General features: G+C 63.7%; 27 protein-coding genes. 12 read left to right on the forward strand and 15 right to left on the reverse strand.

What is annotated here, in order from left to right:
* Positions 1-13: 13 nt before the first annotated feature.
* Entirely contained in the window at positions 14-754 is a 741-nt protein-coding gene (locus IVA87_RS22455) for a 3-deoxy-manno-octulosonate cytidylyltransferase (protein ID WP_247304877.1), read from the reverse strand.
* A gap of 215 nt (positions 755-969) precedes the next feature.
* Between IVA87_RS22455 and IVA87_RS22460 the strand changes: the two genes are divergently transcribed.
* From IVA87_RS22460 to IVA87_RS22485, 6 genes are all read left to right on the forward strand, one after another.
* A complete protein-coding gene (locus IVA87_RS22460) occupies positions 970-1,524 on the forward strand; it encodes a cytochrome c family protein (protein WP_247304874.1) in 555 nt (184 codons plus the stop codon).
* Between the two features lie 210 nt (positions 1,525-1,734).
* Positions 1,735-3,636, forward strand: coding sequence for an extracellular solute-binding protein (locus tag IVA87_RS22465; protein ID WP_247304871.1), 1,902 nt, complete (start codon positions 1,735-1,737; stop codon positions 3,634-3,636).
* Between the two features lie 14 nt (positions 3,637-3,650).
* The gene (locus tag IVA87_RS22470) at positions 3,651-5,525 is read left to right on the forward strand and encodes an extracellular solute-binding protein (RefSeq protein ID WP_247304869.1); all 1,875 of its coding nucleotides are present in this window, start codon (positions 3,651-3,653) and stop codon (positions 5,523-5,525) included.
* Between the two features lie 2 nt (positions 5,526-5,527).
* Positions 5,528-6,637, forward strand: a complete 1,110-nt coding sequence (locus tag IVA87_RS22475; protein WP_247334988.1) for a microcin C ABC transporter permease YejB — start codon at positions 5,528-5,530, stop codon at positions 6,635-6,637.
* Positions 6,637-7,815, forward strand: coding sequence for an ABC transporter permease (locus IVA87_RS22480; protein WP_247304864.1), 1,179 nt, complete (start codon positions 6,637-6,639; stop codon positions 7,813-7,815). The genes IVA87_RS22475 and IVA87_RS22480 overlap by 1 nt, the downstream gene beginning before the upstream one ends.
* A 4-nt stretch (positions 7,816-7,819) precedes the next feature.
* Positions 7,820-9,457 carry an ABC transporter ATP-binding protein gene (locus IVA87_RS22485; protein WP_247304862.1) on the forward strand — a complete coding sequence of 546 codons (1,638 nt, stop codon included), beginning with the start codon at positions 7,820-7,822 and terminating at the stop codon, positions 9,455-9,457.
* A 46-nt stretch (positions 9,458-9,503) separates the two neighbouring features.
* On the opposite strand, the gene IVA87_RS22490 is transcribed toward IVA87_RS22485, so the two are convergent.
* The gene (locus IVA87_RS22490) at positions 9,504-10,349 is read right to left on the reverse strand and encodes a C40 family peptidase (RefSeq protein ID WP_247304860.1); all 846 of its coding nucleotides are present in this window, start codon (positions 10,347-10,349) and stop codon (positions 9,504-9,506) included.
* Positions 10,342-11,715 (reverse strand): leucyl aminopeptidase family protein, encoded by a 1,374-nt coding sequence (locus tag IVA87_RS22495; protein ID WP_247334989.1) that lies wholly within the window; start codon positions 11,713-11,715, stop codon positions 10,342-10,344. Before IVA87_RS22495 ends, IVA87_RS22490 begins: the two co-directional genes overlap by 8 nt.
* Positions 11,716-11,911: 196 nt before the next feature.
* On the opposite strand from IVA87_RS22495, the gene IVA87_RS35405 reads away from it, so the two are divergent.
* Complete coding sequence (locus IVA87_RS35405; protein WP_346657762.1) at positions 11,912-12,115, forward strand: hypothetical protein; 204 nt, start codon at positions 11,912-11,914, stop codon at positions 12,113-12,115.
* A gap of 128 nt (positions 12,116-12,243) precedes the next feature.
* Positions 12,244-13,056 (forward strand): tetratricopeptide repeat protein, encoded by an 813-nt coding sequence (locus tag IVA87_RS22505; RefSeq protein WP_247304854.1) that lies wholly within the window; start codon positions 12,244-12,246, stop codon positions 13,054-13,056.
* Positions 13,057-13,093: 37 nt separating this feature from the next.
* Here the strand turns inward: IVA87_RS22505 and IVA87_RS22510 are convergent, their stop codons facing one another.
* The 10 genes from IVA87_RS22510 to IVA87_RS22555 all read right to left on the reverse strand — a co-directional run bounded on the left by IVA87_RS22510 (position 13,094) and on the right by IVA87_RS22555 (position 22,016).
* Positions 13,094-14,068, reverse strand: a complete 975-nt coding sequence (locus IVA87_RS22510; protein WP_247277841.1) for a type II secretion system F family protein — start codon at positions 14,066-14,068, stop codon at positions 13,094-13,096.
* Between the two features lie 9 nt (positions 14,069-14,077).
* Positions 14,078-15,055: a type II secretion system F family protein gene (locus IVA87_RS22515; protein WP_247334994.1), complete on the reverse strand. Its 978-nt coding sequence runs from the start codon at positions 15,053-15,055 to the stop codon at positions 14,078-14,080.
* Between the two features lie 13 nt (positions 15,056-15,068).
* On the reverse strand, positions 15,069-16,538 hold the full coding sequence (locus IVA87_RS22520) for a CpaF family protein (RefSeq protein ID WP_247304850.1): 1,470 nt from the start codon (positions 16,536-16,538) through the stop codon (positions 15,069-15,071).
* 20 nt (positions 16,539-16,558) lie between these two features.
* Positions 16,559-17,827, reverse strand: a complete 1,269-nt coding sequence (locus tag IVA87_RS22525) for an AAA family ATPase (RefSeq protein ID WP_247304848.1) — start codon at positions 17,825-17,827, stop codon at positions 16,559-16,561.
* Positions 17,824-18,558, reverse strand: coding sequence for a CpaD family pilus assembly protein (locus tag IVA87_RS22530; RefSeq protein ID WP_247304846.1), 735 nt, complete (start codon positions 18,556-18,558; stop codon positions 17,824-17,826). The genes IVA87_RS22525 and IVA87_RS22530 overlap by 4 nt, the downstream gene beginning before the upstream one ends.
* A gap of 20 nt (positions 18,559-18,578) precedes the next feature.
* On the reverse strand, positions 18,579-20,054 hold the full coding sequence (locus IVA87_RS22535) for a type II and III secretion system protein family protein (protein ID WP_247304923.1): 1,476 nt from the start codon (positions 20,052-20,054) through the stop codon (positions 18,579-18,581).
* Positions 20,055-20,065: 11 nt separating this feature from the next.
* A complete protein-coding gene (gene cpaB, locus IVA87_RS22540; RefSeq protein WP_247304844.1) occupies positions 20,066-20,863 on the reverse strand; it encodes a Flp pilus assembly protein CpaB in 798 nt (265 codons plus the stop codon).
* A gap of 129 nt (positions 20,864-20,992) precedes the next feature.
* On the reverse strand, positions 20,993-21,517 hold the full coding sequence (locus IVA87_RS22545; protein WP_247304842.1) for a prepilin peptidase: 525 nt from the start codon (positions 21,515-21,517) through the stop codon (positions 20,993-20,995).
* A 119-nt stretch (positions 21,518-21,636) separates the two neighbouring features.
* Positions 21,637-21,774, reverse strand: a complete 138-nt coding sequence (locus IVA87_RS22550; protein WP_247277941.1) for a hypothetical protein — start codon at positions 21,772-21,774, stop codon at positions 21,637-21,639.
* A gap of 77 nt (positions 21,775-21,851) precedes the next feature.
* Positions 21,852-22,016, reverse strand: coding sequence for a Flp family type IVb pilin (locus IVA87_RS22555; protein WP_247304840.1), 165 nt, complete (start codon positions 22,014-22,016; stop codon positions 21,852-21,854).
* Positions 22,017-22,281: 265 nt separating this feature from the next.
* Here IVA87_RS22555 and IVA87_RS22560 point away from each other — a divergent pair, with 265 nt between their 5' ends.
* From IVA87_RS22560 to IVA87_RS22575, 4 genes are all read left to right on the forward strand, one after another.
* The gene (locus IVA87_RS22560) at positions 22,282-23,109 is read left to right on the forward strand and encodes a sterol desaturase family protein (RefSeq protein WP_247304839.1); all 828 of its coding nucleotides are present in this window, start codon (positions 22,282-22,284) and stop codon (positions 23,107-23,109) included.
* A gap of 148 nt (positions 23,110-23,257) precedes the next feature.
* Positions 23,258-23,755, forward strand: a complete 498-nt coding sequence (locus IVA87_RS22565) for a pilus assembly protein N-terminal domain-containing protein (protein ID WP_247304836.1) — start codon at positions 23,258-23,260, stop codon at positions 23,753-23,755.
* A 249-nt stretch (positions 23,756-24,004) separates the two neighbouring features.
* On the forward strand, positions 24,005-24,583 hold the full coding sequence (locus tag IVA87_RS22570; protein WP_247304833.1) for a TadE/TadG family type IV pilus assembly protein: 579 nt from the start codon (positions 24,005-24,007) through the stop codon (positions 24,581-24,583).
* A gap of 32 nt (positions 24,584-24,615) precedes the next feature.
* Positions 24,616-25,185: a TadE/TadG family type IV pilus assembly protein gene (locus IVA87_RS22575; protein WP_247304830.1), complete on the forward strand. Its 570-nt coding sequence runs from the start codon at positions 24,616-24,618 to the stop codon at positions 25,183-25,185.
* A 113-nt stretch (positions 25,186-25,298) separates the two neighbouring features.
* Here the strand turns inward: IVA87_RS22575 and IVA87_RS22580 are convergent, their stop codons facing one another.
* Positions 25,299-25,511 carry a cold-shock protein gene (locus tag IVA87_RS22580; protein ID WP_247277830.1) on the reverse strand — a complete coding sequence of 71 codons (213 nt, stop codon included), beginning with the start codon at positions 25,509-25,511 and terminating at the stop codon, positions 25,299-25,301.
* A gap of 265 nt (positions 25,512-25,776) precedes the next feature.
* On the reverse strand, positions 25,777-26,064 hold the full coding sequence (infA, locus tag IVA87_RS22585) for a translation initiation factor IF-1 (protein ID WP_247304828.1): 288 nt from the start codon (positions 26,062-26,064) through the stop codon (positions 25,777-25,779).
* Positions 26,065-26,080 lie beyond the last annotated feature (16 nt).

Below are 26,080 nucleotides of genomic sequence, written 5' to 3' on the forward strand. Positions count from 1 at the left end.
TTGTAACAGCGGCTCAGGATTTGGAAAGGATGCTGCGCGCGGTTTCGAGATCGGGCGGCGTGTCCACGCCACGGGGCACGCTGTCGACGATCATGATGTCGATGCGCATGCCGGCTTCCACCGCCCGGAGCTGCTCAAGATTTTCCTGAACTTCCAGGGGAGACCGTGGCAGCGACACGAATCGATCCAGCGCCGCGCGGCGGTACGCGTAGAGTCCGATATGGTGGTAACGCGGTCCGTCGCCGTAGGGGGCCGTGGCACGGGTAAAATAGAGCGCCCGCAGCCGCCGCGGCCCGATCGGCGAGCCTACCGCCTTCACGACGCTCGGGGCGAGATCCTCCTCCTCGGTGTGGATCTGCGAGGCCAGCGTCACGATATCGACGGCAGGCTCGGTAAAGGGTGGCAGCACCTCGCGGATGGTCTGCGGCGTGATGGTCGGGAAATCGCCCTGGAGATTGATCACGATCTCGGCCTTGCCGTCCGGATCGAGCTTCTGCATGGCCTCGTGGATGCGGTCCGAGCCCGAGGGATGGTCCGGGCGGGTCATCACCGCCTCACCGCCGTGGGCTGTGACGACCGAGGCGATCTCCGCCGTGTCGGTTGCGACCGCGACCCGGCCGATGGCAGCGGCCTCGGCGCGGCGCAGCACGTGCACGATCATCGGCAGGCCCGCGATATCGGCGAGCGGCTTGCCGGGCAGGCGTGTGGCGGCCATGCGGGCCGGGATCAGCACCAGGATGCGGGGATCGATCATTGGGTCAAGGGCCTGGAAACGGAGCGCTTTCCGCGCCGAGAAATGGCATGGGGACGGGCTGAAAGCCGGGTCGCTTATACGGGTTGCCAGACCCGGGGCAAACCGATATCTCAATGGCAAAACTCGGGGAAACAATAAGGAACGATTTCTCCCGAGGCTCGTCCTGGCGGCCGCTTGGGCCGCCGTTTCCTTCTTGCGGTGGGGCCTGGCCGGAAATGGATTCTTTCGAACTCAACAAGATTCTCGGTGCTGTTCTTGGCACCTGTCTCGTGCTGCTGGTGACGAGCTTCACCGCCCAGGCGCTTTTCTCGCCGAAGATGCCGGAAAAGCCGGGCTTCGAGATCGCGGTGAAGGAAGATGCCGGCCACGGCAAGGAGGGCGGCGCCGCCGCTGCGGCCTCCTCGGAGCCGATCGAAAAACTGCTCCAGACCGCCTCCGTCGAAAAGGGCGCGGCGGCCGCCAAGAAGTGCGGCGCCTGTCATACTTTCGAAAAGGGCGGCCCGAATCGCGTCGGTCCGAACCTTTATGGCGTCGTCGGCGAGCCGAAGGGCGAAGGCCGCGGGTTCAACTTCTCGGCGGCCATGAAAGCCAAGGGCGGCACCTGGACGTTCGAGGATCTCAACAAGTTCATCGCCAATCCGAAGGGCTTCATCCCGGGCACTGCAATGGGCTTCGCCGGTATCCCGAAGGATTCCGAGCGGGCCGACGTCATTGCCTATCTGAATTCGTTGTCGGAGCATCCGCAGCCGCTGCCGACGGCGTCTAAGTAAGCCTCAAAGTTCTCTCTTGGAATCTGCGGCCAGGCTGAAAAGCCTGGCCGTTTGCTTATCCGGCCTCGCGGCAACGCTATCGGGGCGTTTGGCCGCATCCGAGAGGCCGGCTGGGCTTTCAAGATGAGCAAAAAGCAACATATTCGGTCGAAACCTCGCCTATATTGGGAACTTAAAGGAGTAGCCTCCTTCAAGACAGGGAATGTTGATTTGGCCATTACCCGACGCGATCTCCTGCTCACCGGCACTGCGGCCGCAGCTCTCCCCGCCCTCGGTTCCATGGGCCGCGTTTCCGTCATCGGCACGGCAGCGGCGCAATCAGCCAATGAAAATGGGCTTCCTTGGCGCCATGCTCTGTCGCTGTTCGGCGACATCAAGTACCCCGCCGACTTCAAGCGCTTCGATTACGTCAATCCGGATGCGCCCAAAGGCGGCGTCGCCCGCCTGATCTCGATCGGCACCTTCGACAATTTCAACCTCGCGGTCGCCGGCATCAAGGGCTCCCTCGCTCCAGCTGCGGCGATGATCTACGAAACGCTCATGACCCGGGCGCAGGACGAGGTGGCGACCGAGTACGGCGAACTTGCCGAGGCGGCACAACATCCGGACGATTTTTCCTGGGTGATCTATCGCCTGCGCAAGGAAGCCCGCTGGCATGACGGCAAGGCGGTGACGCCGGAGGACGTCATTTTCTCGCTGGAGACGTTCAAGCAGCAGAGCCCCATGTACGCGTCCTACTATCGCCACGTGACCAAGGCGGAGAAGGTTGGCGAGCGCGACGTCAAGTTCAGCTTCGACGGGCCGGGCAACCGCGAACTGCCGACCATCGTCGGTGAATTGACCGTGCTGCCGAAACATTGGTGGGAAGGCACCGACGCCCAGGGCCGCAAACGCGACGTCAGCGCGACCACGCTGGAGATCCCGCTGGGCTCCGGGCCGTACCGGATCAAGGAATTCGTGGCGGGACGCTCGATCAAGCTGGAGCGGGTGAAAGATCATTGGGGTGCCAATCTCCCCAGCCAGATCGGCACCAACAATTTCGACGAGCTCCGCTTCGAGTTCTTCCGTGACAACCTCGTGGCGCTGGAAGCCTTCAAGGCCGACCAGGCCGACTGGATCGCGGAAAACTCCGCCAAGCAGTGGGCGACGGCCTACGACTTCCCGGCGGTGGCGGAGAAGCGGGTCATCAAGGAAGAATTTCCGATCAACGATTCCGGCCGCATGCAGGCCTTCGTCGTCAACATCAGGCGTCCCCAATTCAAGGACGCGCGGGTGCGGCGCGCCTTCAACTATGCCTTCGATTTCGAGGAGATGAACAAGCAGCTCTTCTTTGGTCAGTACAAGCGCATCAACAGCTATTTCGAAGGCACGGAACTCGCCGCGACCGGGCTGCCCCAGGGCGAGGAGCTGCAGATCCTTGAAACCGTAAAGGACAAGGTGCCGCCGGAAGTTTTCACCACGCCTTATCAGAATCCGGTTGGCGGCACTCCAGAGGCCGTGCGCGCCAATCTGCGCGAAGCGGCAAAGCTGCTGAAAGAGGCAGGTTTCGAAGTTCGCGACCACAAGCTGGTGGACGCCTCGGGCAAGGTTCTGACGGTCGAAATCCTGGTGCAGGACCCCTCATCCGAGCGAATCGCACTGTTCTACAAGCCGTCACTGGAGCGAATCGGCGTCAATGCATCGGTTCGTACCGTCGATGATGCGCAGTACCAGAATCGGCTGCGCAGCTTCGACTTCGACATGATCATCGATCAATGGGGCGAGTCGCTCTCGCCGGGCAACGAGCAACGCGAGTTCTGGGGCTCGCAGGCTGCCGACGTGCCTGGTGCGCGCAACACCATCGGCATCAAGAACCCTGCCGTGGATGCCTTGATCGAGAAGGTGATCTTCGCCAAGGATCGCGCTGGCCTCGTCGCCGCCACCCATGCGCTCGATCGCGTGCTGCTCTGGAATTTCTACGTGGTTCCGCAGTTCACCTATCCGTTCGCGCGCTATGCCCGCTGGGATCGCTTCAGCCACGCCGAGCCAATGCCGAAATATGGACGGTCCGGCCTGCCGACGCTGTGGTGGTATGACGCCGAAAAAGCGGCGCGGATCGGAAAACGCTCTTGAGGGAGCCTTTGCGCATGGCGCAGCTTTCACGCCGGCATGTGCTTGCTCTGGCTGCCGCCGGTGCGCTCGGCGCCACCTGGCAGCGCGGCGCAACGGCATCGGAAATGCCGGCCGAGGCCCACGGCATCTCGGCGTTCGGCGATCTCAAATATCCCGCCGATTTCCATCATTTCGATTATGTCAATCCGGGCGCGCCGAAGGGCGGCACGTTCTCGCTCATCCCGTCGACGAAATCGTATAACCAGTCCTACCAGACCTTCAACTCGCTCAATGCCTTCATCCTCAAGGGCGACGGCGCGCAAGGCATGGACATGACGTTTTCGCCGCTGATGGTGCGGGCGAGTGACGAGCCGGACGCGATGTACGGGCTCGCAGCCAAATCCGTGCAGATATCGCCGGACCGGCTGGTCTATCGCTTCACGATGCGGCCGGAGGCGAAATTCCACGACGGCACCAAGCTCACCGCGCATGATGCGGCGTTCTCACTGACCGCGCTGAAGGCCAAGGGGCATCCGCTGCTCATCGTGCAGCTCCGCGACATGGTGAGCGCGGAAGCGATCGACGATGCCACGCTCGTCGTCACCTTTGCCAAGGGGCGGGCGCGCGACGTGCCGCTCTATGCCGCGGGCCTGCCGATCTTTTCGAAAGCGTATTACACGTCCCGGCCGTTCGACGAATCGACGCTGGACATTCCGCTCGGCTCGGGGCCGTACAGGGTCGGGAGATTCGAGGTCAATCGCTACATCGAATTCGAGCGGGTCAAGGACTGGTGGGCTGCCGATCTGCCGGTTTGCCGCGGCAGCTACAATTTCGACGTCGTGCGTTATGAATTCTATCGCGACCGTGATGTCGCCTTCGAAGGCTTCACCGGCAAGAACTATCTCTACCGTGAGGAATTCACCTCACGCATCTGGGCGACGCGCTATGACTTCCCGGCCGTCAAGGATGGTCGCGTCAAGCTCGAGGTCGTGCCCGACGAAACGCCGTCAGGCGCGCAGGGCTGGTTCATCAACACGCGGCGTGACAAGTTCAAAGACCCCCGCGTGCGCGAAGCCCTCATCAATGCCTTTGACTTCGAGTGGACCAACAAGACTATCATGTACGGCGCTTATGCCCGTACGGTGTCGCCGTTCCAGAACTCGGATCTCATGGCGGGCGATGGGCCTCCTTCGCCGGACGAGCTGAAGCTGCTGGAGCCGTTTCGCGGCCATGTGCCGGACGACGTGTTCGCGACCCCATTCACGCCGCCGGTCTCGGACGGCTCCGGGCAAGACCGGAGCCTGTTGCGCAAGGCGCAGCAATTGCTAAACGAAGCCGGTGTGCCGATCAAGGATGGCAAGCGGGTGCTGCCGAACGGAGAGGTGTTCAGGATCGAATTCCTGCTGGACGAGCCCTCCTTCCAGCCGCACCATGCGCCCTACATAAAGAACCTGGGGACGCTGGGCATCGAAGCGAGCGTGCGCCTCGTCGATGCGGTGCAATACAGGGCGCGCCAGGAAGAGTTCGACTTCGACATGACGATCCAGCGCTTCAGCATGTCGGCGACGCCGGGCGACGCCATGCGCGCATTCTTTTCTTCGCAGGTTGCGGCGACCAAAGGCTCATACAATCTCGCAGGCGTCGCCAGCCCGGCCATCGACGCCATGATCGAAAAGATCATGGCGGCGGACAGCCGAGAAGATTTGACCGTCGCGTGCCGCGCCTTTGACCGTCTGTTCCGCGCCGGCCGATATTGGGTGCCGCAATGGTACAACAAGACGCACCGGCTGGCTTATTGGGATCAGTTCGGCCACCCTCAGAAGCTGCCGCGTTATGCCAACGGCGTCGGCGCACCCGACATCTGGTGGCATGAACCCGCCAAGGCCGCCAAGCTCGAGCAGGCGAAATAATCATGAGCGCCTATATCGCCCGCCGCATCCTCTTGATGATCCCGACGCTGCTCGGGATCCTCTTCGTGTCCTTTATCGTCGTGCAGTTCGCGCCGGGCGGCCCGGTCGAGCGCGTGATCGCGCAGCTCTCCGGCGCTGACACCGGCGGCAGCTCGCGCATATCGGGCGGCGGCGACTTCGCTCAGCGTGCACCGGGGCAAGTCGGGGCCGGTGGCGACGCTATCAACTCGAAATATCGCGGCGCGCAAGGTCTTGATCCTGACTTCATCAAGAAGCTCGAGGCACAGTTCGGTTTCGACAAGCCGGCACCGGAACGCTTTCTCCTGATGGTCTGGAATTTCGTGCGCTTCGATTTCGGCAAGAGCTATTTCCGCGACGTCAGCGTGATCCAGCTGATCAACGAGAAGCTGCCGGTCTCGATTTCGCTCGGGATCTGGCTCACTCTGATTACGTATCTGATCTCGATCCCGCTTGGCATCCGCAAGGCGGTCAAGGACGGCACGCGCTTCGACACCTGGACGTCGACCGTGCTCGTGCTTGGCTATGCCATTCCCGGATTTCTGTTCGCCATCCTCCTCATCATCCTGTTTGCCGGCGGCTCCTTCTTCAATTGGTTCCCGCTGCGTGGACTGACCTCGGACGGCTGGTCGCAGTTTCCCTGGTATTGGAAGATCCTCGATTATTTCTGGCATCTGACGCTGCCGCTGATTGCCATGGGGCTCGGCGCGTTCACCACCATGACGTTCCTGACCAAGAATTCGTTCCTGGACGAGATTCGCAAGCAATATGTTATGACCGCGCGCGCCAAGGGGTGCAGCGAGGGCCGGGTGCTTTACGGGCATGTGTTCCGCAATGCGATGCTGATCGTGATCGCCGGTTTTCCAGGGACGTTCATCCACGCCTTCTTCTCGGGCTCGCTGCTGATTGAGACCATCTTCTCGCTGGACGGGCTCGGGCTGCTCAGTTTCGAGAGCGTGCTCAACCGTGACTATCCCGTGGTGTTCGGCACGCTCTACATCTTTTCGTTGGTCGGACTCGTGATCAACCTGATCTCCGACCTGACCTATATGTGGATCGACCCACGAATCGATTTCGAGGCGCGGGAGGTCTGATGACAATTACCGCGCCGACGCCGATCGAGACCACGACGCAGTCTCCGCTGGGTGAGGTCGTTCCAATCACCCGCAAGTCGTTCGCACCTTCGCCGCTCAACAGGCGGCGATGGCAGAACTTCAAGGCGAACCGCCGCGGCTATTGGTCGTTCTGGATCTTCATTATTCTGTTCGTGGTCTCACTGTTCGCCGAGTTGATCGCCAACGACCGGCCTTTCCTGATCAAGTTCGACGGCCGGCTCTATTGGCCCGCCTTCGTGACCTATTCGGAAACCACCTTCGGCGGCGACTTCGAGACCGCGGCCGACTACCGCGATCCCTATTTGCAGAAGCTGATCAAGGACAAGGGCGGCAGCATCGTCTGGCCGCTGATCCGCTATTCCTACGACACCCACAATCTTGACCTGCCGACGCCGGCGCCGTCGCCGCCGACCTGGATGCTGACCGAGAAGCAATGCAAGCCGGTGGTGGAGAAGAAGGGGCTGAAGAGCTGCCGCGACCTCGAATACAACTGGTTCGGCACCGACGACCAGGGGCGCGATGTGGTCGCACGACTGATCTACGGCTTCCGCATCTCGGTACTGTTCGGCCTGTGCCTCACCATCATCTCGTCGGTGATCGGCATCGCGGCGGGGGCGGTGCAGGGCTATTTCGGCGGTCGGGTCGATCTGATCTTCCAGCGCTTCATCGAGATCTGGACGGCGATTCCCTCGCTCTACCTTCTCCTGATCCTGTCCTCGGTCCTCGTGCCCGGCTTCTTCGTGCTGCTCGGCATCCTGTTGCTGTTCTCCTGGGTCTCACTGGTAGGTCTCGTGCGGGCCGAGTTTCTGCGCGGGCGCAACTTCGAATACATTCAGGCGGCGCGGGCGCTTGGCGTGTCCAATCAGGTCATCATGTTCCGCCACCTGCTGCCGAACGCCATGGTCGCGACCATGACGTTCCTGCCCTTCATCGTGTCGAGCTCGGTGATGACGCTGACGGCGCTCGATTTCCTGGGCTTCGGCCTGCCGCCGGGATCGCCTTCGCTGGGCGAATTGCTGTCCCAGGCGAAAGCCAATGTGCAAGCACCTTGGCTCGGCTTCTCCGGCTTCTTCTCGGTCGCCATCATGCTGTCGCTGTTGATCTTCATCGGCGAAGCCGTGCGCGACGCCTTCGATCCGCGCAAGACGTTCAGGTGAGCCGATGGACGCGATCAACCAGCCTCTGCTCAGCGTGCGCGATCTCTCGGTCGCCTTCCACCAGGGCGGCGCCACCACGCTCGCGGTCGACAAGGTCTCGTTCCAGATCAAGCGCGGCGAATGCGTGGCGCTGGTCGGCGAATCCGGCTCCGGCAAATCGGTCAGCGCGCTCTCGATTTTGAAGCTACTGCCCTATCCGAACGCCTCGCATCCCTCCGGCAGCATCCGCTTCAAGGGGCAGGAGCTGATCGACCAGTCCGAGCAGCAGATGCGGGAGATTCGCGGCAGCGACATCTCCATCATCTTCCAGGAGCCGATGACCTCGCTCAATCCGCTGCACACGATCGAGGCGCAGATCGGCGAGATGATCCAGCTGCATAATCCGACCAGCAATGCCGAGGCGCGCAAGCGGACGCTCGAGCTATTGACCCAGGTCGGTATTCCCGAGCCGGAGACGCGGCTGAAGAGCTATCCGCACCAGCTCTCCGGCGGCCAGCGCCAGCGCGTGATGATCGCGATGGCGCTCGCCAATGAGCCGGACCTCTTGATTGCGGACGAGCCGACCACGGCGCTCGACGTCACCGTGCAGGCGCAGATCCTGGCACTGCTCGCTGAGATTCGCGCGCGGCTCGGCATGAGCCTGCTGTTCATCACCCACGATCTCGGCATCGTCCGCCGCATCGCCGATACGGTCTGCGTCATGAAGGGCGGCGTGATCGTCGAGCACGGGCCGGTCGAGCAGGTCTTCAAGACCCCGAAGCATCCCTATACGCGCGACCTGCTCGCGGCGGAGCCGAAGCCCGATCCGGCGCCGCCGCAGCCGGGTGCGCCGCTGGTGATGTCGGCCAACGATCTGAAGGTCTGGTTCCCGATCAAGCGCGGCTTGATGCGCAAGACGGTCGGCCACATCAAGGCGGTCGACGGCGTCAGCCTCGCCGTGCGCAAGGGCGAGACGCTTGGCGTCGTCGGCGAATCTGGCTCGGGCAAGACCACGCTGGGGCTCGCACTGCTAAGGCTGATCTCGTCGAACGGCCGGATCGTGTTCCTGGGCAAGGACATCCAGGGCCTGCGCTTCAAGGAAATGCGACCCTTCCGGCGCGACATGCAGATCGTGTTCCAGGATCCGTTCGGCTCGCTCAGCCCGCGCATGTCGGTCGCCGACATCATCGCCGAAGGCCTCTCCGTGCATCAGCCGAATCTCTCGCGTGAGGAGCGCGAGGGCCGCGTCGTCAAGGCGCTCGAGGATGTCGGACTCAATCCAGAGACGCGCTTCCGCTATCCCCATGAATTCTCCGGCGGCCAGCGCCAACGCATCAGCATCGCCCGGGCGGTGGTGCTGGAGCCGGATTTCGTCGTGCTGGACGAGCCGACCAGCGCGCTCGACATGCTGTTCCAGGCGCAGATGGTCGATCTTTTGCGGGAGCTCCAGCGCAAGCGCGAGCTCACCTACATGTTCATCTCGCACGACCTGCGCGTCGTCGCCTCGCTCGCCAGCCATCTGATCGTGATGCGCGGCGGCAAGGTGGTCGAGGAGGGGCAGGCCGCCGAGCTGTTCAACAACCCGAAGACGGATTACACCCGAGCGTTGTTCGCCGCCGCGTTCCGGCTGGAGACTGCGGGCAACGGCTCGGTCGCGACGTAGTGCTTCAGCTCTCCGTACGGGAGAGCTGTCGCCCGCCGCTACGAGATTAAGCGAGCCGGTTGATCGCGGCGACCTCGCTGCCGGCTTGCCTGATCCGCGCAATCGCCGGCCCGGTCGGTTCGATCACGGTGGCCATGTGATAGGCGTTGGCGTGAACCATGGTGGCCCCGTCGCGCACGATGGCGACGTGGCCCTTCCAGAAGATCAGATCTCCGCGTTGCAGCTTGTCCCACTCATGCGCCTCGAGCGCGCGGCCGACGCCTGCCTGCTGCATGTCGCTGTCGCGCGGGCAGCCGATGCCGGCAGCAGTCAGCGAGACTTGCACCAGGCCCGAGCAATCGATGCCAAAGCTGCTTTTACCGCCCCAGAGATAGGGCGTGCCGACGAAGCGCTCGGCGACGGCGACGAAGTCCGGCTCGCGATGATCGAGCGGGACGAGATGGGTCTTCGGCAAGAACGTTCCGGCGCGCGTCACCGCGAAGGCCCCATGCTCGCGCACGATCGTGAGCTTTGATCCAAGCACCAGCGTGTCGGCCGGCGGTAGCTTGATTGAAGGGCCGGGAAACGCAAACGTCCGGAGTACACTGACGACGTGGGTTGGCGTTGCCGCGGGGCGAGCCAGGCCTGCATCCGGCAACCAGCCGACATACCCGTCGGCATTGAGCTGGCCCCAGGCCCAGCCTTCGCCGTTGCGGTCGTAAATGGTGACGCGCTCACCGCGCAGCGCCTCGGTCATCAACGTCGCATTCGAGGATGGCTGCTCACGCACGGCTGCGATGGCCTCGACCACCTCGAATTCCTCGCCAGTGACGAAGCGATTCGCCTCCACCTTGCCTTCGAGATATTTCGCGGCGATGTCGCCCCGCACCGGCGTCAGCCGTGGATCATGCATAGCGCTCACTCAGCAATGAATAGAGAGCGCGCGCAGCCTGGCACTCGCCGCCCTCCGGCCGCGCCGGCTTCGCCGACGGCGTCCAGCCGTAGATGTCGACATGCAGCCAGCTCCTGGCATGCTCGACGAAGCGTTGCAGGAACAGCGCGCAGGTGATCGAGCCGGCAAAGCCGCCCGACGGGGCATTGGTGATGGTCGCCGTCTTGGAGTCCAGCCAGGCATCGTAAGGCGGCCACAGCGGCATGCGCCACAACGGATCGTTCTCCCTCACCGCGCAACGTGCGACGTCGGCCGCCAGCGTCTCATCATTGGTGTAAAAAGGCGGCAGATCCGGCCCCAGCGCAACGCGTGCCGCGCCGGTCAGCGTGCCCAAATCGATCAGCAGCTCCGGCTTTTCCTCATCGGCCAGCGCCAGCGCGTCGGCGAGGACGAGGCGGCCTTCCGCGTCGGTATTCCCGATCTCGACCGTGATGCCCTTGCGCGAGGTGAAGATGTCGAGGGGGCGGAACGCGTTGCCGGCGACCGCGTTCTCCACGGCCGGAATCAGCACGCGCAATCGGACCTTCAGCTTCGCATCCATCACCATGCCTGCGAGCGCCAGCACGTTGGCGGCGCCACCCATGTCCTTCTTCATGATCAGCATGCCGCTCGACGGCTTCAGGTCGAGTCCGCCGGTGTCGAAGCAGACGCCCTTGCCGACCAGCGTCACCTTGGGATGAGCCGGATCGCCCCAGCCAATGTCGATCAGTCGCGGCGCACGGCTCGAGGCCATGCCGACGGCATGGATCAGCGGAAAATTCGTCTTCAGATCTTCACCGATGGTGCAGGCGAAGCTTGCGCCGAAGTCGGCGGCGAGCGCCTGCGCGGCTGCGGCGAGCTGCTCCGGTCCCATGTCGTTGGCCGGCGTGTTGATGAGATCGCGTGCCAGCATCGCCGCATCGGCCATGCGATTGATCTCGGTCGCGTCGACGCCATCAGGCGGCACCAGCCGGACGCCGGGCCGGTCAGCCTTGCGGTAGCGGGCGAAGCGGTAGCTGCCGAGCGCGAAGGCCAGCGCCGCCAGCCGTGCATCGTGCGGTGAATTGGCAAAGCGATAGGTGCCCGGCGGCAGCAGGCCAGGCAGGGCGCCCGGCCGGAACAGGTCGCGCGATCTGGCGCCTTCGTCCTCGAGGCCGAACAGCACCTGTGCAATTGCGCCGTCCGGCGCGGGCAGCGCGAGATAGCCGCCAGGCTTGGCGGCAAAGGCGCTCGCGGCCGCGAACTGGCGCTGCGCCGCGGGTAGCGTTTCGGCGACCTGATCCCAGCTCGATTTGGTGACGAAGGTGATCGGTATGGCAGTGGGCGACGTCTCGAAGACAGAAGGCATTGGCGGGTCCGGATCGTCAGATCAAGCAGTCGTGCGAACGGACGAGACTTCGCAGAGTTTCGGCGCCGCCGCAATCGGCTTTGCTGTCACCGTTCAGCGAGCCGCTACTCGCAGCGAGGAGGCCATGCTAGGTTCCGAGCACGGCCGCCACATATGGAAATCGCCGGGGGCCGACGACGCCTGCCGGGAGGATGCAATGGAAATTGTGTGGAGCGCAGTCACATTCATCGGCCAGGCCGTCGAGGCGATTTTCGGCTATGTCGAGCATCATCACTGGATCTTCGCGTTCCTTGCCGGCGGCTACGTCTTCTATCTGCACGACCGCTCGGTCCATGCGCGGTTCGATGCGCTGGACAAGCGCGTCGATGAAATCCGCAAGCGACTTGCCATCGAATATTGACCGGCGGGGCGCAACCGCCGTCGGGAAGCTCTCGTATCTCCCACTCGTCGGTGTTAACTGGCCGTTAGGGTTAACAGTCTATTGCTGGCGCGTTCGGCTCGATCAATCGGCTCGAGATTCAAAGCGTCATGCGTCAACGATTCAGTCTTGCCCGGCTTCTTGCGTCCACCTCGCTGGCCGCGGCGTTGGCCATGGGCCTCGGCGGCTGCACGGGCATGTCGAAGCTCTCCGAGATCACCGGCTCGGTCGGGCCGCGGGCGGAAGCCGCTCCGGCCGATCCCGCGCGCGCTGCCGAAGTCTATGGCGAGCGCTATCGGGCCAATCCCAAGGATGCTGACGCCGCGCTCGCCTATGGCCAGGCCTTGCGCGCCAATGGCCAGCGCGCCCAGGCCGCCGCCGTGCTCGAGCAGGCGACCATCGCCAATCCCGGCAACAAGGCGCTGCTCGCCCAGTACGGCCGCGCGCTCGCCGACAACGGCAATTTCCAGCAGGCCTTCGACGTGCTGTCGAAGGCGCATTCGCCCGACAATCCGGACTGGCGCCTGCTCTCGGTGCAAGGTACTGCGCTCGATCAGATGGGCCGGCACGACGAGGCGCGCTCCTATTATGCGAGCGCCCTGAAGATCGCACCAGGTGATCCCGGCGTCCTCTCCAATCTCGGCCTGTCCTACATGTTGACGAGGAACCTGCCGAAGGCCGAAGAGGCGCTGCGACAAGCTTACGCTTCGCCGCGCGCGAGCGCCCGGGTGCGGCAGAATCTCGGTCTGGTCGTCGGCCTGCAAGGGCGCTTCGCCGAAGCCGAGACCATCGTGAAGGCGGACCTGCCGCCGGACCAAGCCGCGGCCAATGTCGCCTATCTCAAAGAGATGCTGAACCGCAACGACGCTCCGCGCGGGGCACCGAAGCGGACGCCGGTCGCCTCGCTCGGCCAGCCCGATTGATCGGCCTGATCTTGGACCGCGCGCAGGGCCTCTCGCGTCAGTGCAGCTCGGTGATCTTGATGCCGGTCGGTCCGAGAATGACGACGAACAGGACCGGAAGAAAGAACAGGATCATCGGCACCGTCAATTTCGGCGGTAGCGCAGCGGCCTTCTTCTCGGCCTCATTCATGCGCATGTCGCGGTTTTCCTGCGCCATGACACGCAGGGAATGCCCGAGCGGCGTACCGTAGCGCTCTGCCTGCTGAAGCGCCAGACAGACCGACTTGACGCCTTCGAGCCCGGTGCGCCGCGCCAGGTTCTCATAGGCCATCTTCCGGTCCTGCAAGTAGGACAGCTCGGCCGTGGTCAGCGCGAACTCCTCCGACAGCGCGATCGATTGGCCGACGATCTCGGTGGCGACCTTGCGGAACGCCATTTCGACCGACATGCCGGATTCGATGCAGATCAGCAGCAGGTCGAGCGCGTCCGGAAAGGCGCGCTTGATCGAGAGCTGGCGTTTGGAGATCGCGTTCTTGAGGAACAGCATCGGCGCCTGGAGGCCGAGATAGGCCGCGCCGACGCAGATGCCGATCTTGACCGGCAGCGCCTGCTCCAAATGCGCGATCAAGAAGACGTAGATGGCGGTACCGATGAAGAGCGCGATCGGAGCGACCATGCGGGCAAACAGGAAGGTGATGTAGGGCGCCTGGCCGCGGTAGCCCGCCATGATGAGCTTGTCGCGGGCGGCCTCCTGCGCCAGCCATTTGGTGAGGTTGAAGTCCTCGACCACCTTGGAGACGAGCTGCTTCGGCGACTGGCGCAGCGAGACCTTCTCGTTCTTGTTGAGGCGCTCGCGCTCGCGCTGCCGGAGGCGCTCACGCTCGCTCGCCACCGCCTTCATGCGCTTGGAGAGTCCCTCGCCGGCAAACAGCGGCATCACCAGCGTATAGACGGTGGCGCTGGCGGCAATGGCCGCCAGCAGCATGGTCATGAAGCGGACGTCATGTAGCTTCGAAACGAGAAACTCGACCATACGGCACCGTCAGAAATCGAAGTTGATCATCTTCTTCATCACCATGATGCCGATCGACATCCAGACGACGCAGCCGACCAGCATCAGCTGGCCGGTCGGGTGGGTCCAAAGCAGCGAGATGTAGTGCGGCGTCGTGAGATAGACCAGGAACATCACGATCGGCGGCAGCGAGCCGATGATGCCTGCCGAGGCCTTGGCCTCCATCGACATCGCCTGAATCTTTTCCTTCATCTTCTTGCGGTCGCGCAGCACCTTGGAGAGGTTGCCGAGCGCTTCGGAGAGGTTGCCGCCCGATTTCTGCTGGATCGAGATCACGATGCCGAAGAAGTTCGCCTCTGGGAGCGGCATGCGCTCATAGAGACGCAAGCAGGCCTCACCGAGCGGCATGCCGATCGCCTGCGTCTCGATGATCTGGAGGAACTCGGTGCGCAGCGGCTCCGGTGCATCGGCAGCGACGACCTTGATCGATTCGAACAGCGGCAGACCCGCCTTGATGCCACGCACGATCACGTCGACCGCATCAGGCAGCGCCGCCAGGAACTTGGACTCGCGGCGCTTCTTGAGGAAACCCAGTGCCCAGCGCGGCAGGCCGAAGCCGCCAGCAAAAGCCAGGCCGGCGGCACCGAGCAGGCCGCCCCCGACGAACAGAGCGGCCGCGAACAGCACGCCCGCCACAACGGCGGACACGACGCAGAATTTCTGCGCCGTCCAGTCGAGCCCTGCTTGCGAGAGGCGGACACTGAGCGGAATCCTCTTCTCCTGCTGGCGCCGCGCCTCGAGATCCTTGAGCGAAGTCTCGACCTGCTCACGGCGCGATCGTTGGCTCTTGTCGGTCTGCTTGGCCGCGGGCGCGTCGGCGCGCGCGATAGCCGCGCGGCGGTTTTCGGCTTTCCGCTCCCCTGACAGGAGTGGATAGAGGAAGACCCAGGCGATGCCTCCGACGGCGGCCGTGGCGAGAAACGCGAGCGCGAGGACCTGCATGTTCATGACGCTGACCTGCTCACGTTGTCGGCGCCACTTCCGCGGCGTCGAGCGCGGCGGCAAGGCGCTTCTCTTCGCCGTAATAGCGGGCGCGTTCCCAGAATTTCGGGCGGCCGATGCCGGTCGAGCGGTGCCGGCCGATGATCTTGCCGTTGGCGTCTTCGCCGATCAGGTCGTAGAGGAAGATATCCTGGGTGATGATGGTGTCACCTTCCATGCCCATCACTTCGGTGATGTGGGTGATCCGCCGCGAGCCGTCGCGCAGGCGTGCGGCCTGAACGATGACATCGATGGATGCGCAGATCATCTCGCGGATGGTGCGCGAGGGCAGAGAGAAGCCGCCCATAGTAATCATGGATTCGCAGCGCGACAGCGCTTCGCGCGGATTGTTGGCGTGCAGCGTTCCCATCGAGCCGTCATGGCCGGTGTTCATGGCCTGAAGCAGGTCGAACGCCTCGGGGCCGCGGACTTCGCCGACGATGATGCGTTCGGGGCGCATACGGAGGCAGTTGCGCACCAGCTCGCGCATGGTGACCTGGCCTTCGCCTTCGATGTTGGGTGGGCGGGTTTCGAGCCGGACCACATGAGGTTGCTGGAGCTGGAGCTCGGCCGCGTCCTCGCAGGTGATGACCCGCTCGTCGTGCTCGATGTAGTTGGTCAGGCAATTGAGCAGCGTCGTCTTGCCCGAGCCGGTACCGCCGGAGATCAGCACGTTGCAGCGGACCCGTCCGATGATCTGGAGGATCTCTGCGCCTTCCGGCGAAATCGCGCCGAACTTGACGAGCTGATCGAGCGTCAGCTTGTCCTTCTTGAATTTGCGGATGGTGAGGGCGGGGCCGTCGATCGCGAGCGGCGGCACGATAGCGTTGACGCGGGAGCCGTCGGCGAGGCGCGCGTCGCAGATCGGTGAGGATTCGTCGACGCGCCGGCCGACCTGGCTGACGATGCGCTGACAGATATTGAGGAGCTGCTGGTTGTCGCGAAACCGGATTCCGGTGCGCTGGATCTTGCCGCCGACTTCGATGAAGACGGTGCCGGCGCCGTTCACCATGATGTCGGCGATGTCGTCGCGCGCGAGCAGGGGCTCGAGGGGGCCATAGCCGAGCACGTCGTTGCAGATATCGTCGAGCAGTTCCTCCTGCTCGGCGATCGACATCACGATGTTCTTGATCGCGATGATCTCGTTGACGATGTCGCGGATTTCCTCGCGGGCGGACTCGGAATCGAGCTTGGCGAGCTGGGCGAGGTCGATGGCCTCGATCAGCGCGCCGAAGATGGTGGCCTTGACCTCGTAATAATTGTCCGACCGCCGGCTCTCCATGGCGGGAGGCGGCGGGGCCTTGGCAGGGGCAAGCGGCGGCGAGGCGACGGCCGGCGGGAGCGGGCCGCGCGACACCGTCGCCGCCGGAGCCTGGGAAGGCTCGGGCAACACGGCGCCGGGCTTGGGAGCCCGAAGGTCGGTGTCTGTTCCGCTACGCTTACCGAACACTTAACAACTCCATGCGGCGGCTATTTTCCCCGCAACTTCTCAATCAGGGGTGAAAACAAGGACGACTTTTGTTTCTTGGTCTCGCTCCGGCCGGTCAGGCGCTGGGCGATCTGAAGGAACATCTCGATCGACTTGTGATTGGCCGAGATCTCCGCAATCATCTGCCCGTTATTGGCCGCCGAGCCGAAGATCTGCGGCTCGAACGGAATCGAGGCGACCGGCTGGCTCTCGATCGCTTTGGCGAATTCCGTGGCGGCGATTTCGGGACGTTTCGGAACACCGACCTGGTTCAGGCAGTAGAGCGGCGGCCGGTCGTTGGGGCGCGAGGCCTTCAAAAGGTCGAACAGGTTCTTCGTGTTGCGCAAATTGGCCAGATCCGGCGCGGCCACGATCAGGATATCGTCCGCTCCGATCAAGGCGCGCTTGGTCCAGCCCGACCATTGGTGCGGCACGTCGAGCACGATGCAGGGCATGGTGGAGCGCAGCGTGTCGAATACGGCATCGAAAGCGTCCGAGCCGAAGTCATAGACGCGGTCGAGCGTCGCGGGCGCCGCCAGCAGGCTGAGATGGTCGGTGCATTTCGACAGCAGGCGGTCGATGAAGGCCGTATCGACGCGATCGGGTGAGAACACGGCGTCGGCGATGCCCTGTGGCGGGTCCTGGTTGTAGTCCAACCCGGCCGTGCCGAAGGCGAGGTCGAGATCGGCGACCACCGCATCCATCGCGAGATCGCGCGCGATCGCCCAGGCAACGTTGTGGGAAATGGTGGAAGCGCCGACGCCGCCCTTGGCGCCGACGACGGCGATGATGCGGCCGACCGCCTTGGCTTCGGGCGCCGAGAACAGGTTGCAGATCGAGCGCACCACGTCGATCGCGGAGACCGGCGCGAGCACGTAGTCGCTGACACCGCGGCGCACCAGCTCGCGGTAGAGCATGACGTCATTGATGCGGCCGATCACGACCACGCGGGTGCCGGCGTCGCAGACGGTGGCAAGCTGGTCGAGCCCGCCCAGGAGATCGTTGCGGCCGTCGCTTTCGAGCACGATCACGTTTGGTGTCGGGGCGGAGCGATAGGCTTCGATCGCCGCCGCCATGCCGCCCATCTGGATCTTCAGATGGGCTTTGCCGAGACGGCGATCCTCGCCGGCCGACTGCACCGCGGCAGCGGTCTCTACGGTCTCGCAGAAGGCCTGGACCGAGACACGCGGCGAGGGCGCAATATGCTCATCAAGCGGCGGGGGTGGGGCCTCCGGCTGCTCTTCTTGAGGCTGGCGAGCGTAGCTGATCATTTGCCGGTGTCGCTGAGTTTGGCCTTGTCGGCTTCAGGATAGGAGACCGCCGTCGGCGTTCCTTTGCGATATTTCTCGAGGAGCGTGGTGCGACGCGCCATGTAGGACGGCGTTTCGGCCCTCGGCTGCTCGAGGTCCGACGGATTGCTGACCATCGCAGCGAGGTTGCGCTGATAGGCGCAGCCGTAATTGTAATAGTCCTTGTTCTCGAACCAGCTCTTATTCTTCATCGAGGGGCCGATGTCCTCCGGCCACAGGCCGCAGGGACCCGCGACCGCGGCGATCTTGGAGTAAGTGAGCCGGATCGGCGGCAGGAAGCGCTTGTCGTCCGGCTGATAAGGGCGAACGTTGACGCCGCGCGGCGGAACGCCGGCCGCCGCCAGTATCGCCTGGATCTCACGCATGGTGTCCGCGACCGGACGTGCGTTGGGCGTGCCGGATGGCACGTCGATCCGGATCGCGCCGGTGCCCTCGTGCAGCCAGGCCGAGGCGACGCCCATCACGTCGGCGCGCTGGGCGGCGGTCAAGCCGCCGCGGGCGTGGCCGACGAAGACGACGATCGAGCGGTTCTGCTCTTCGATCGCGATCGGATGGCGCTGCTTGTAATCGTCGGGAATGGAGGCGGTGACCGCTTCGTCGTGCTGGCAGCCGCCGAGGGCGAGCGCCATGCCGACGAGCGCGCCACCGAGGCGGATGGCGCGTTTGCGAAGCTGGGGTGGTCTTATGATCATCGTGAAGTCCCCGTTCCGCCTCAGTCGGTGATGAAGCCGTAGGTGCCGCGGTAATTTCTGGCCGGTTCGGTCCGTCCGGGCACGCCGTAGATGCGGTTGATGTTGCCGATCAGCTCGGCCTGCGGATCGGAAGGCGCGGCAAAGCCGTCATCCGGCCGCGAAAGATCCTTTTGCGCAACCGCGCGAACGACATAAGGCGTCACGATCACGACCAGTTCGGTCGCGTTGTTGACGAAGTCGCGGCTGCGGAACAGCGTGCCGAGGATCGGGAGCTGCATCAGCCCCGGCAGTCCGCTGACCGCCTGCTTGGTCTGCTGCTGGATCAGGCCGGCCATCGCCATCGCGCCGCCCGAGGGAATTTCCAGCGAAGTCTCGGCGCGACGGGTCCTAATCGAGGGCACCGTCAGCGAGTTCACCGACGTCGAGGTCACCGCCTGGGACAGCGTGATCGCATTCTCGTTCGACAGTTCCGAGACTTCGGTCATCACGCGCAGGCTGATCTTGCCCTCGCTCAGGACCACCGGAGTGAAGTTGAGCGAGATGCCGAACTTCTTGAAGCTGATCTGGGTGGTACAGACATGCGTGGTCGGATCGCACGCATAGCCTGCCGGCACGGGGAATTCACCGCCGGCAATGAAGGTCGCCGACTCGCCGGAGATCGCGGTCAGATTCGGCTCGGCCAGCGTACGGATCACGCCCGCGGTCTCCATCGCGCGCAGGGTGGCCTGCACGGACGGCGTCGCGCCGAATTTCGTAGTCAGGTTGTTACCGTCCACGAGATTGTGGCCAAGGGCCGTGAACGGGTTGGAATTGGAGAAGCTCACCACGGAGGTGCCGTAGTTCAGGTTCGCGGAGAGGTCGATGCCGAGCTGCTTAACAATGTTGCGCTGAACTTCAGCCACCGTCACCTTCAGCATGACCTGATCGCGGCCGCGGACCACGATCGAGTTCACCACCTTGTCGGCGCCGCCGGCGAGGCGCGCGGCGAGATCATTGGCCTGCTGCGCTTCGAGCGGGTTCGCAGCCGTGCCGGTCAGGACGATGCCGTCGCCGAGGCCGTCGATCTGGATGTCGGAGTTGGGCAGGATCTGTTTCAGTGCGGCCCGCGCGCCGTTGAGGTCGCGCTTGACCGCGATGTCATAGGCCGCAATCTGCTGGCCGGCGGAATCAAAGAACACGATATTGGTCTGGCCGACCGAGGCGCCGATGATGTAGGCCCGCTGCGCCGAGCGGACCACCGCATTGGCGATCTTGGGGTCTGCGACCAGCACATCCTTGATGTCCCGCGGCAGATCGACCACGACAGATTTGCCGATGCCGAGCGAGAGGAAACGCGCGTTCATCTGGCCGTCGGCCGCGACCGGCACCACGGCGCGGTAGTCGGCGGCGACCACCGGGCTAAGGGCCGGGTTCAGCGTCAGCGCGAGGACGGCCGAAAACGACAGGGCGCGAACCAGTGAGGTTCGCATCGTCGCCAGATTTGCCCTGCATTTCATATCGACTGTCTTCATCGTGCTTTCGCCGTCTGACTTGGAATGCCGTAGCGAATGATCGAAACGCCGTCGCGCTTCTGCGCGGATTCGTCGAGCGTGATCTCGCTGAGCTTGACGTCGGCTATGCTGCGCAACGCCAGCGACAGCGTTCCGGCCTGGCGGGCCGACGAAAGCGCCTGGGTCTGCGCCGCATTGAGCTCCAAGGTCACGGTTTTGCCGACCACCGTGTTCTGGCCGTCCTTCTCCTTCGGCGCTTGGTCGATGGCCAGGACGCGGATGTTGGCGAGGATGATTTCGGAGGTGACGATGTCCGGGGCGCCGCTGCTCTGGTCCGGGTTCTTGAGGCGGCGCGTGAGGATCACATCGACGCGGTCGTTGGGCAGGATGAAGCCGCCTGCGCCGGTCTCCGGCGAGATCTCGGTCGAGATCGCCCGCATGCCGGAAGGCAGGATTGCCGCCATGAAGCCGGAGCCCTCGGCCTTGACCAGCTTCTGGTCGCGGATCGGCTCACCCTGGATGAAGGGAGCGCGCGCGATCGAGCCGGTCACCTGGGTCGCGCCCTCGGGACGCTCGTTGCGGCGGATGAAGGTGGCGCTGGCGGTCGCGGCCGGCCAAGTCTGCCATTGCACGTCGTCCGGCTTCACGGTCTGGCCGAGACCGATATCGTTCTTGGCCACCAGAACGTCGACGGTCGGAAGCTGCGCGACCGGAGCCGGAGGCGGCGCAGAATTGTCCGTGCCGCTCGCCAGGTACGCGGCGACGCCGCCGGCCCCGATAGCGACCGTCAGGACGACAATGCGTGCCCTATTCATACGCTTCACTTTCCAACAAAAACGCCGCGACGCTGCCGCCGCCGTAATCGGCAGTTGACCAGCTATTCGTCAAAGCATGGTTAATGAGGCGTATCTAAATCGCCTCAACGCCCGGTTTACCCGGTGCGTTCAGCGCAGTGCGAGGTGAGCGAGGTCGATCGCCTTCACCCATTCGGTCTCTGGGTAGACCATCAGCGCGCTCAGTGCGAGCGCGATTCCGTAGGGAATGCCGCTCTCCTTGGCGTGCAGCCGTGCGAGCCAGGCTTGGCCCGCCAGTCCGTAGGGCAGCGGCCATTGCCGGAACTGGAGCAGGAGCAGCGTCAGCGCGCCACCGAACAGCGAAGCGTAGAGTAGGAAGTTGATCAGATGTGCAAAGCCGAACCAGAGTGCGACTGAGGCCGCGACCTTGGCATCGCCGCCGCCGACCCAGCCCATCGCAAAGCAGGTGAAGGCCACGACCAGGAGAAGTGCGCCGGCACCGAGATGGCTCAGCACCTCGTAAGGCGCCATGCCACCGGCGAGGGCGAGGGCGAAGAAGCCTGCGACCAATGCCAGCGAGACGCGGTTCGAGATCGTCATCGTGAAGAGATCGCTCGCGGCGGCGAACGCCATGAGGGCCGGGAAGAGCAGAAGGCGCGCAAGGTCGAGGATCATGGGCTGCGTCTTGAGGCCTGGTTGTGTCGCCGAAGCTGGCGGCGCGGATGCTAGCCGGCAGTGCTAAACAAACCGACAACGGCAGCCGGGCGGCGGGGGTGGCACCGCCGCAAGCGTGCTCACCAGAGGCTGGCGATGCGCACGGCGAGGACGAGCGTCGCCAGCAGCAGCGCAAGGCAGACCCAATAGGCCGGCGAGCTGGTCTGCGACACCGCCTCGTTCGCCGCGACGGCGGCATCGGTTCTGTACTCGCGCAACGCCACTGGAACTCGCCGTCTTCAGAAAAACAAAGGCCCCGGAGGTCCGGGGCTTTTGCGGTCGCTCGTCAAGCCGCTTACTTCAGCGACGTGCTGATCGAGCCGAACTTGCTGTTCAACGTGCTGCCGAGATTGTTGACGACGGTGATGATGGCCAGCGCGATGCCGGCGGCGATCAGACCATATTCGATGGCGGTGGCACCGGATTCGTCCTTCGCGAAACGCGCAATCAGGTTCTTCATGAACAAAACTCCGTCTGGATGGGATCGCCTCGTTCGGCGCTGTCTTTGACGCGACGAACATGAGAGTCGAGCTCTTTCGGTAGCGTTAATTCATTCGAGCAAACCCGCTTGTGGCGCGGTGCTTTTGGCCAGAGTGAATTTCGTCTTAATAAGGCAGTTGAATTCGGTCTGTTCCGAATGCAGCGCATGCACCGCCGGCTTCACCCTCCTTTAAATCTAGCGGAGTAGGCCTAGGCGGGACCAGCAATTCGGAAGTGAGGCGACGATGTCGAGCCTGCCCATGCAAGTCGCCCTGATGCTCGGCGAGACGATCCAGAAGATGGTCCCCGTCACCCTGGTGCTCGCGGCAATCTTCACCGTGCTCGAGCATTTCTGGGCCTGCAATCCCGGCGCGCCGTGGTGGCGCAAGCGGGAGATCCTCACCGACATCTGCTACTGGTTCTTCGTACCGGTGTTCGCCCGCACCATGCGGATCGGACTGCTGATCGTGGGCGCCGGCGTGGTCTTCAGCATCCACGATGCCGACGACCTCATCGCTTTCTACGACAACGGCCATGGCCCGCTGTCACAGCTGCCGCTGTGGCTACAGGCCGTGCTGTTCCTGGTGCTGTCCGATTTCATGCTGTACTGGCTGCACCGGCTTTTCCACGACGGTGGCTTCTGGAAGTACCACGCGATTCATCATTCGTCGGAGGAGATCGGCTGGATTTCCGCGGCGCGCTTCCATCCCGTCAACCTCATGCTCGGGACGATCAGCGTCGACGTCGTGCTGCTGATGGCCGGTATCTCCCCGAACGTCATGATCTGGGTCGGTCCGTTCACCACCTTTCATTCGGCCTTCGTGCACGCCAATTTGAACTGGACCTTCGGACCGTTCAGATATGTGCTGGCGACGCCGGTATTCCACCGCTGGCACCACACCTCGCTCGAAGAGGGCGGCGATACCAACTTTGCCGGGACGTTCCCGATCTGGGACGTGCTGTTCGGCACCTTCCGGATGCCGGAGGGCAGGCTGCCGCAGGATTATGGCAAGGACGAAGCGACCATGCCGAAGGAAATCGGCGGGCAACTCGCCTATCCGTTCCGCCGTTAGCGCGGCGCCGACGATTCGGAAGCTCCCTTCAAACAATAGTCGGCGAGTTTGCGGAACGTTCACGAATTAAGCGCAGGTTAGCCGGGTCGGGCACCGGCTCCGCTGTTTGATCGTTTCTGCCGGTTTGTGACGTCCCGGGGGTAAGAGTATGCGTAAAGAGTTGCTGCGCCGTCAGGCGCGCGTCTGCCTTCTGGTTGCGGCCGCGGTGCTGGCGTCGCCTGGTGCCGGCCTTGCCGAGCCCACCGCCGATACCATCGCCGTCAATGTCGACCAGGCCAAGCTGGTACGGCTCCCCGGCAAGGTCGCGACCATCGTGGTCGGCAATCCCCTGATCGCGGACGTCACGCTCCAGCCTGGCGGCATGATCGTCGTGACCGGGAAAGGTTATGGTGCCACCAATTTTATCGCGCTCGACCGGGGCGGCGAGATTCTGGTCGACCGCCAGATCCAGGTCGAAGGTCCGAGCGATCGGCTCGTCACCGTCTATCGCGGGATCGAGCGCGAGTCCTATAGCTGCCTGCCGCTTTGCCAGCGCCGCGTCACGCTCGGCGACAGCGATGCCTACTTCAACAACACGATGAACCAGGCGGGCACACTGAGCGGCAATGCCAGCGGCACGGCCGGAGCCGGCGCCAAGACCAACTAGCAGAACCGGCGAAGTTGCTCGGGCAGGATCGCCTCACCGGCCCGGGCGCTGGCGCCTCTCACGAGGAGCTCTTCTCTCCGCGCGCCTTGTTTCCGCGTGGCCTTCCTGCCTCCCCTGTGCTTGGGCGTTCGTGGTTAACGCATGCTTAACGAGGCGGTCTGACCGGAGCGGATCGCCTGAAACACTTAAACAATCAGTTTTCGCTATTGAAGCGGGCAGATGATTGCCGTTGCCGGGGAATTTGACGCGATGCCATCGCCTGCGCCTACGAGGTTCACGCCGCTCGCCGCGCTGCGCCGGTTTCGCGGCAACCGCCGCGGCTCCGCGGTCGTCGAGTTTGCGCTGGTCGCTCCGGTGTTCTTCGCGTTGCTGTTCGCCATTATCGAGACGGCGCTGATGTTCTTCGCGGGCCAGGTGCTCGAGACCATCACCCAGAATTCCGCGCGCGTGGTTCTGACCGGGCAGGCACAATCCGGCTCAGTGACGGCCTGCGCCGTCTCCGGCGTGAGCAAGCCCTGCACGCAAGCAACGTTCAAATCCTATGTCTGTAGCCAGATTCCGGCGCTGTTCGATTGCAACAAGCTCTATGTCGAAGTCACCAGCTTCTCGTCCTTCGCCGCGGTGACGCTGCCGACCCATATCGACGGCAGCGGAAATTTCGACACGAACACGAGCTACAGCCCGGGCGGTGCGGGCGACATCGTGGTGGTGCGGGTGTTCTATCAGTGGCCGCTGTTCGTCACCGGGTTCGGCTACAACACCTCCAATCTTGCCGGCAGCAAGCGGCTGCTGGTTGCCACGGCCGCGTTCAAGAACGAGCCTTACTAGGACCAATGGATCTGGACGGAACGATGCAGACGATGTCGAGAATCTGGTGGGTGGCCCATTGCGCCGTGGGCGAGTTCGTCGCGGACAGCAGGGCGCTCGCGGCGACCGAATTCGCGGTGATCGTGCCGCTGATGCTGGTGATGTTCTTCGGCACAGTCGAGTTCTCGTCGGCGGTGGCGATCGATCGCAAGGTGACGCTGATGGCGCGGACGCTGTCCGACCTCACCTCGCAATCGATTTCGGTCGGCGATACCGACATGACCAATTTCTTCGCGGCCTCGACCGGCGTCATGACGCCGTATCCCACCACGACGGTGTCGGCGACGATCAGCGAACTCTATGTCGACCCATCGACCCTGCAGGCGCATGTGCAGTGGAGCAAGGGATCCGTGCCGCGCACGGAGAAGTCCCTGGTCACGATTCCCACGACGCTTGCGGTCGGCGGCACCTACCTGATCTTCAGTGAGGTCAGCTACACCTACACGCCGACGATCGGCTACGTGCTCAAGAACGCGGTCACGCTGAGCGATGTCGCCTATACCCGCCCGCGCCAGTCCACCTGCGTCTATTACAGCCCGGCTACGGCCTGCACGGCCTACTGACCGCAGCGCCTCCTTCCGACATGAATAAGGCCGTGCGTTGCGCACGGCCTTTTCGATTCCTTGGCTCGCCTGAGCCGGTCCGGGGCAATATCCGGACTATGGGCCCGGCGGGCTCAGCCTGCGGCGCGGAGGTTGTCCGCTGCCGACTTTCCGGAGCGGCGGTCGGCCACGATCTCGTAGGAGACCTTCTGGCCTTCGTGCAGCGAGCCGAGGCCGGCGCGCTCGACGGCGCTGATGTGAACGAACACGTCCTTGCCACCGTCATCGGGCTGAATGAAGCCATAACCCTTGGTCGCGTTAAACCACTTCACGGTTCCCATGCTCACTGGGGTAGTCCCTTCTAGATAGCACCATGTAAGAGCCCGCTCGCGCAGGCAGGTTAGATCGAATTTTTGGAAGGGTCGTCAGCGTGTCTGAACCGGCTGTACCGGTGGATGCTAATGTCGTCCGGCCGAAAATCGATTAATTCAGTTTATCGGAATTAGGGCTTCAAAACAATCCGGAGCGCACGATTTTTTGATCCGCCGCGAGGTGCGCGGCGGATCAGCATACAGACCAGAATTTTACTTCCGCGCTGACGCGCCCGAAGGACTAACGGCGGCGGAACTGGCCGCCGCGCTGGCCGGGACGAGGCGGTCCGCCTCCCGTGCTCGGACGTTCGTCCTTGTGGCGGAAAATCAGCCGGCCCTTCTCGAGGTCATACGGTGACATCTCCACCGTCACGCGGTCGCCCGCGAGCGTCTTGATCCGGTTCTTCTTCATCTTGCCGGCGGTGTAAGCAACGATCTCGTGTCCGGCGTCGAGCTGCACGCGGTAGCGTGCGTCGGGGAGGATTTCGGTGACCAGTCCTTCGAACTGGATCAGCTCTTCCTTAGCCATGAATTTCTCCAGGTCG

Source organism: Bradyrhizobium sp. 147 (assembly GCF_023073935.1).
Taxonomy (GTDB): Bacteria; Pseudomonadota; Alphaproteobacteria; order Rhizobiales; family Xanthobacteraceae; genus Bradyrhizobium.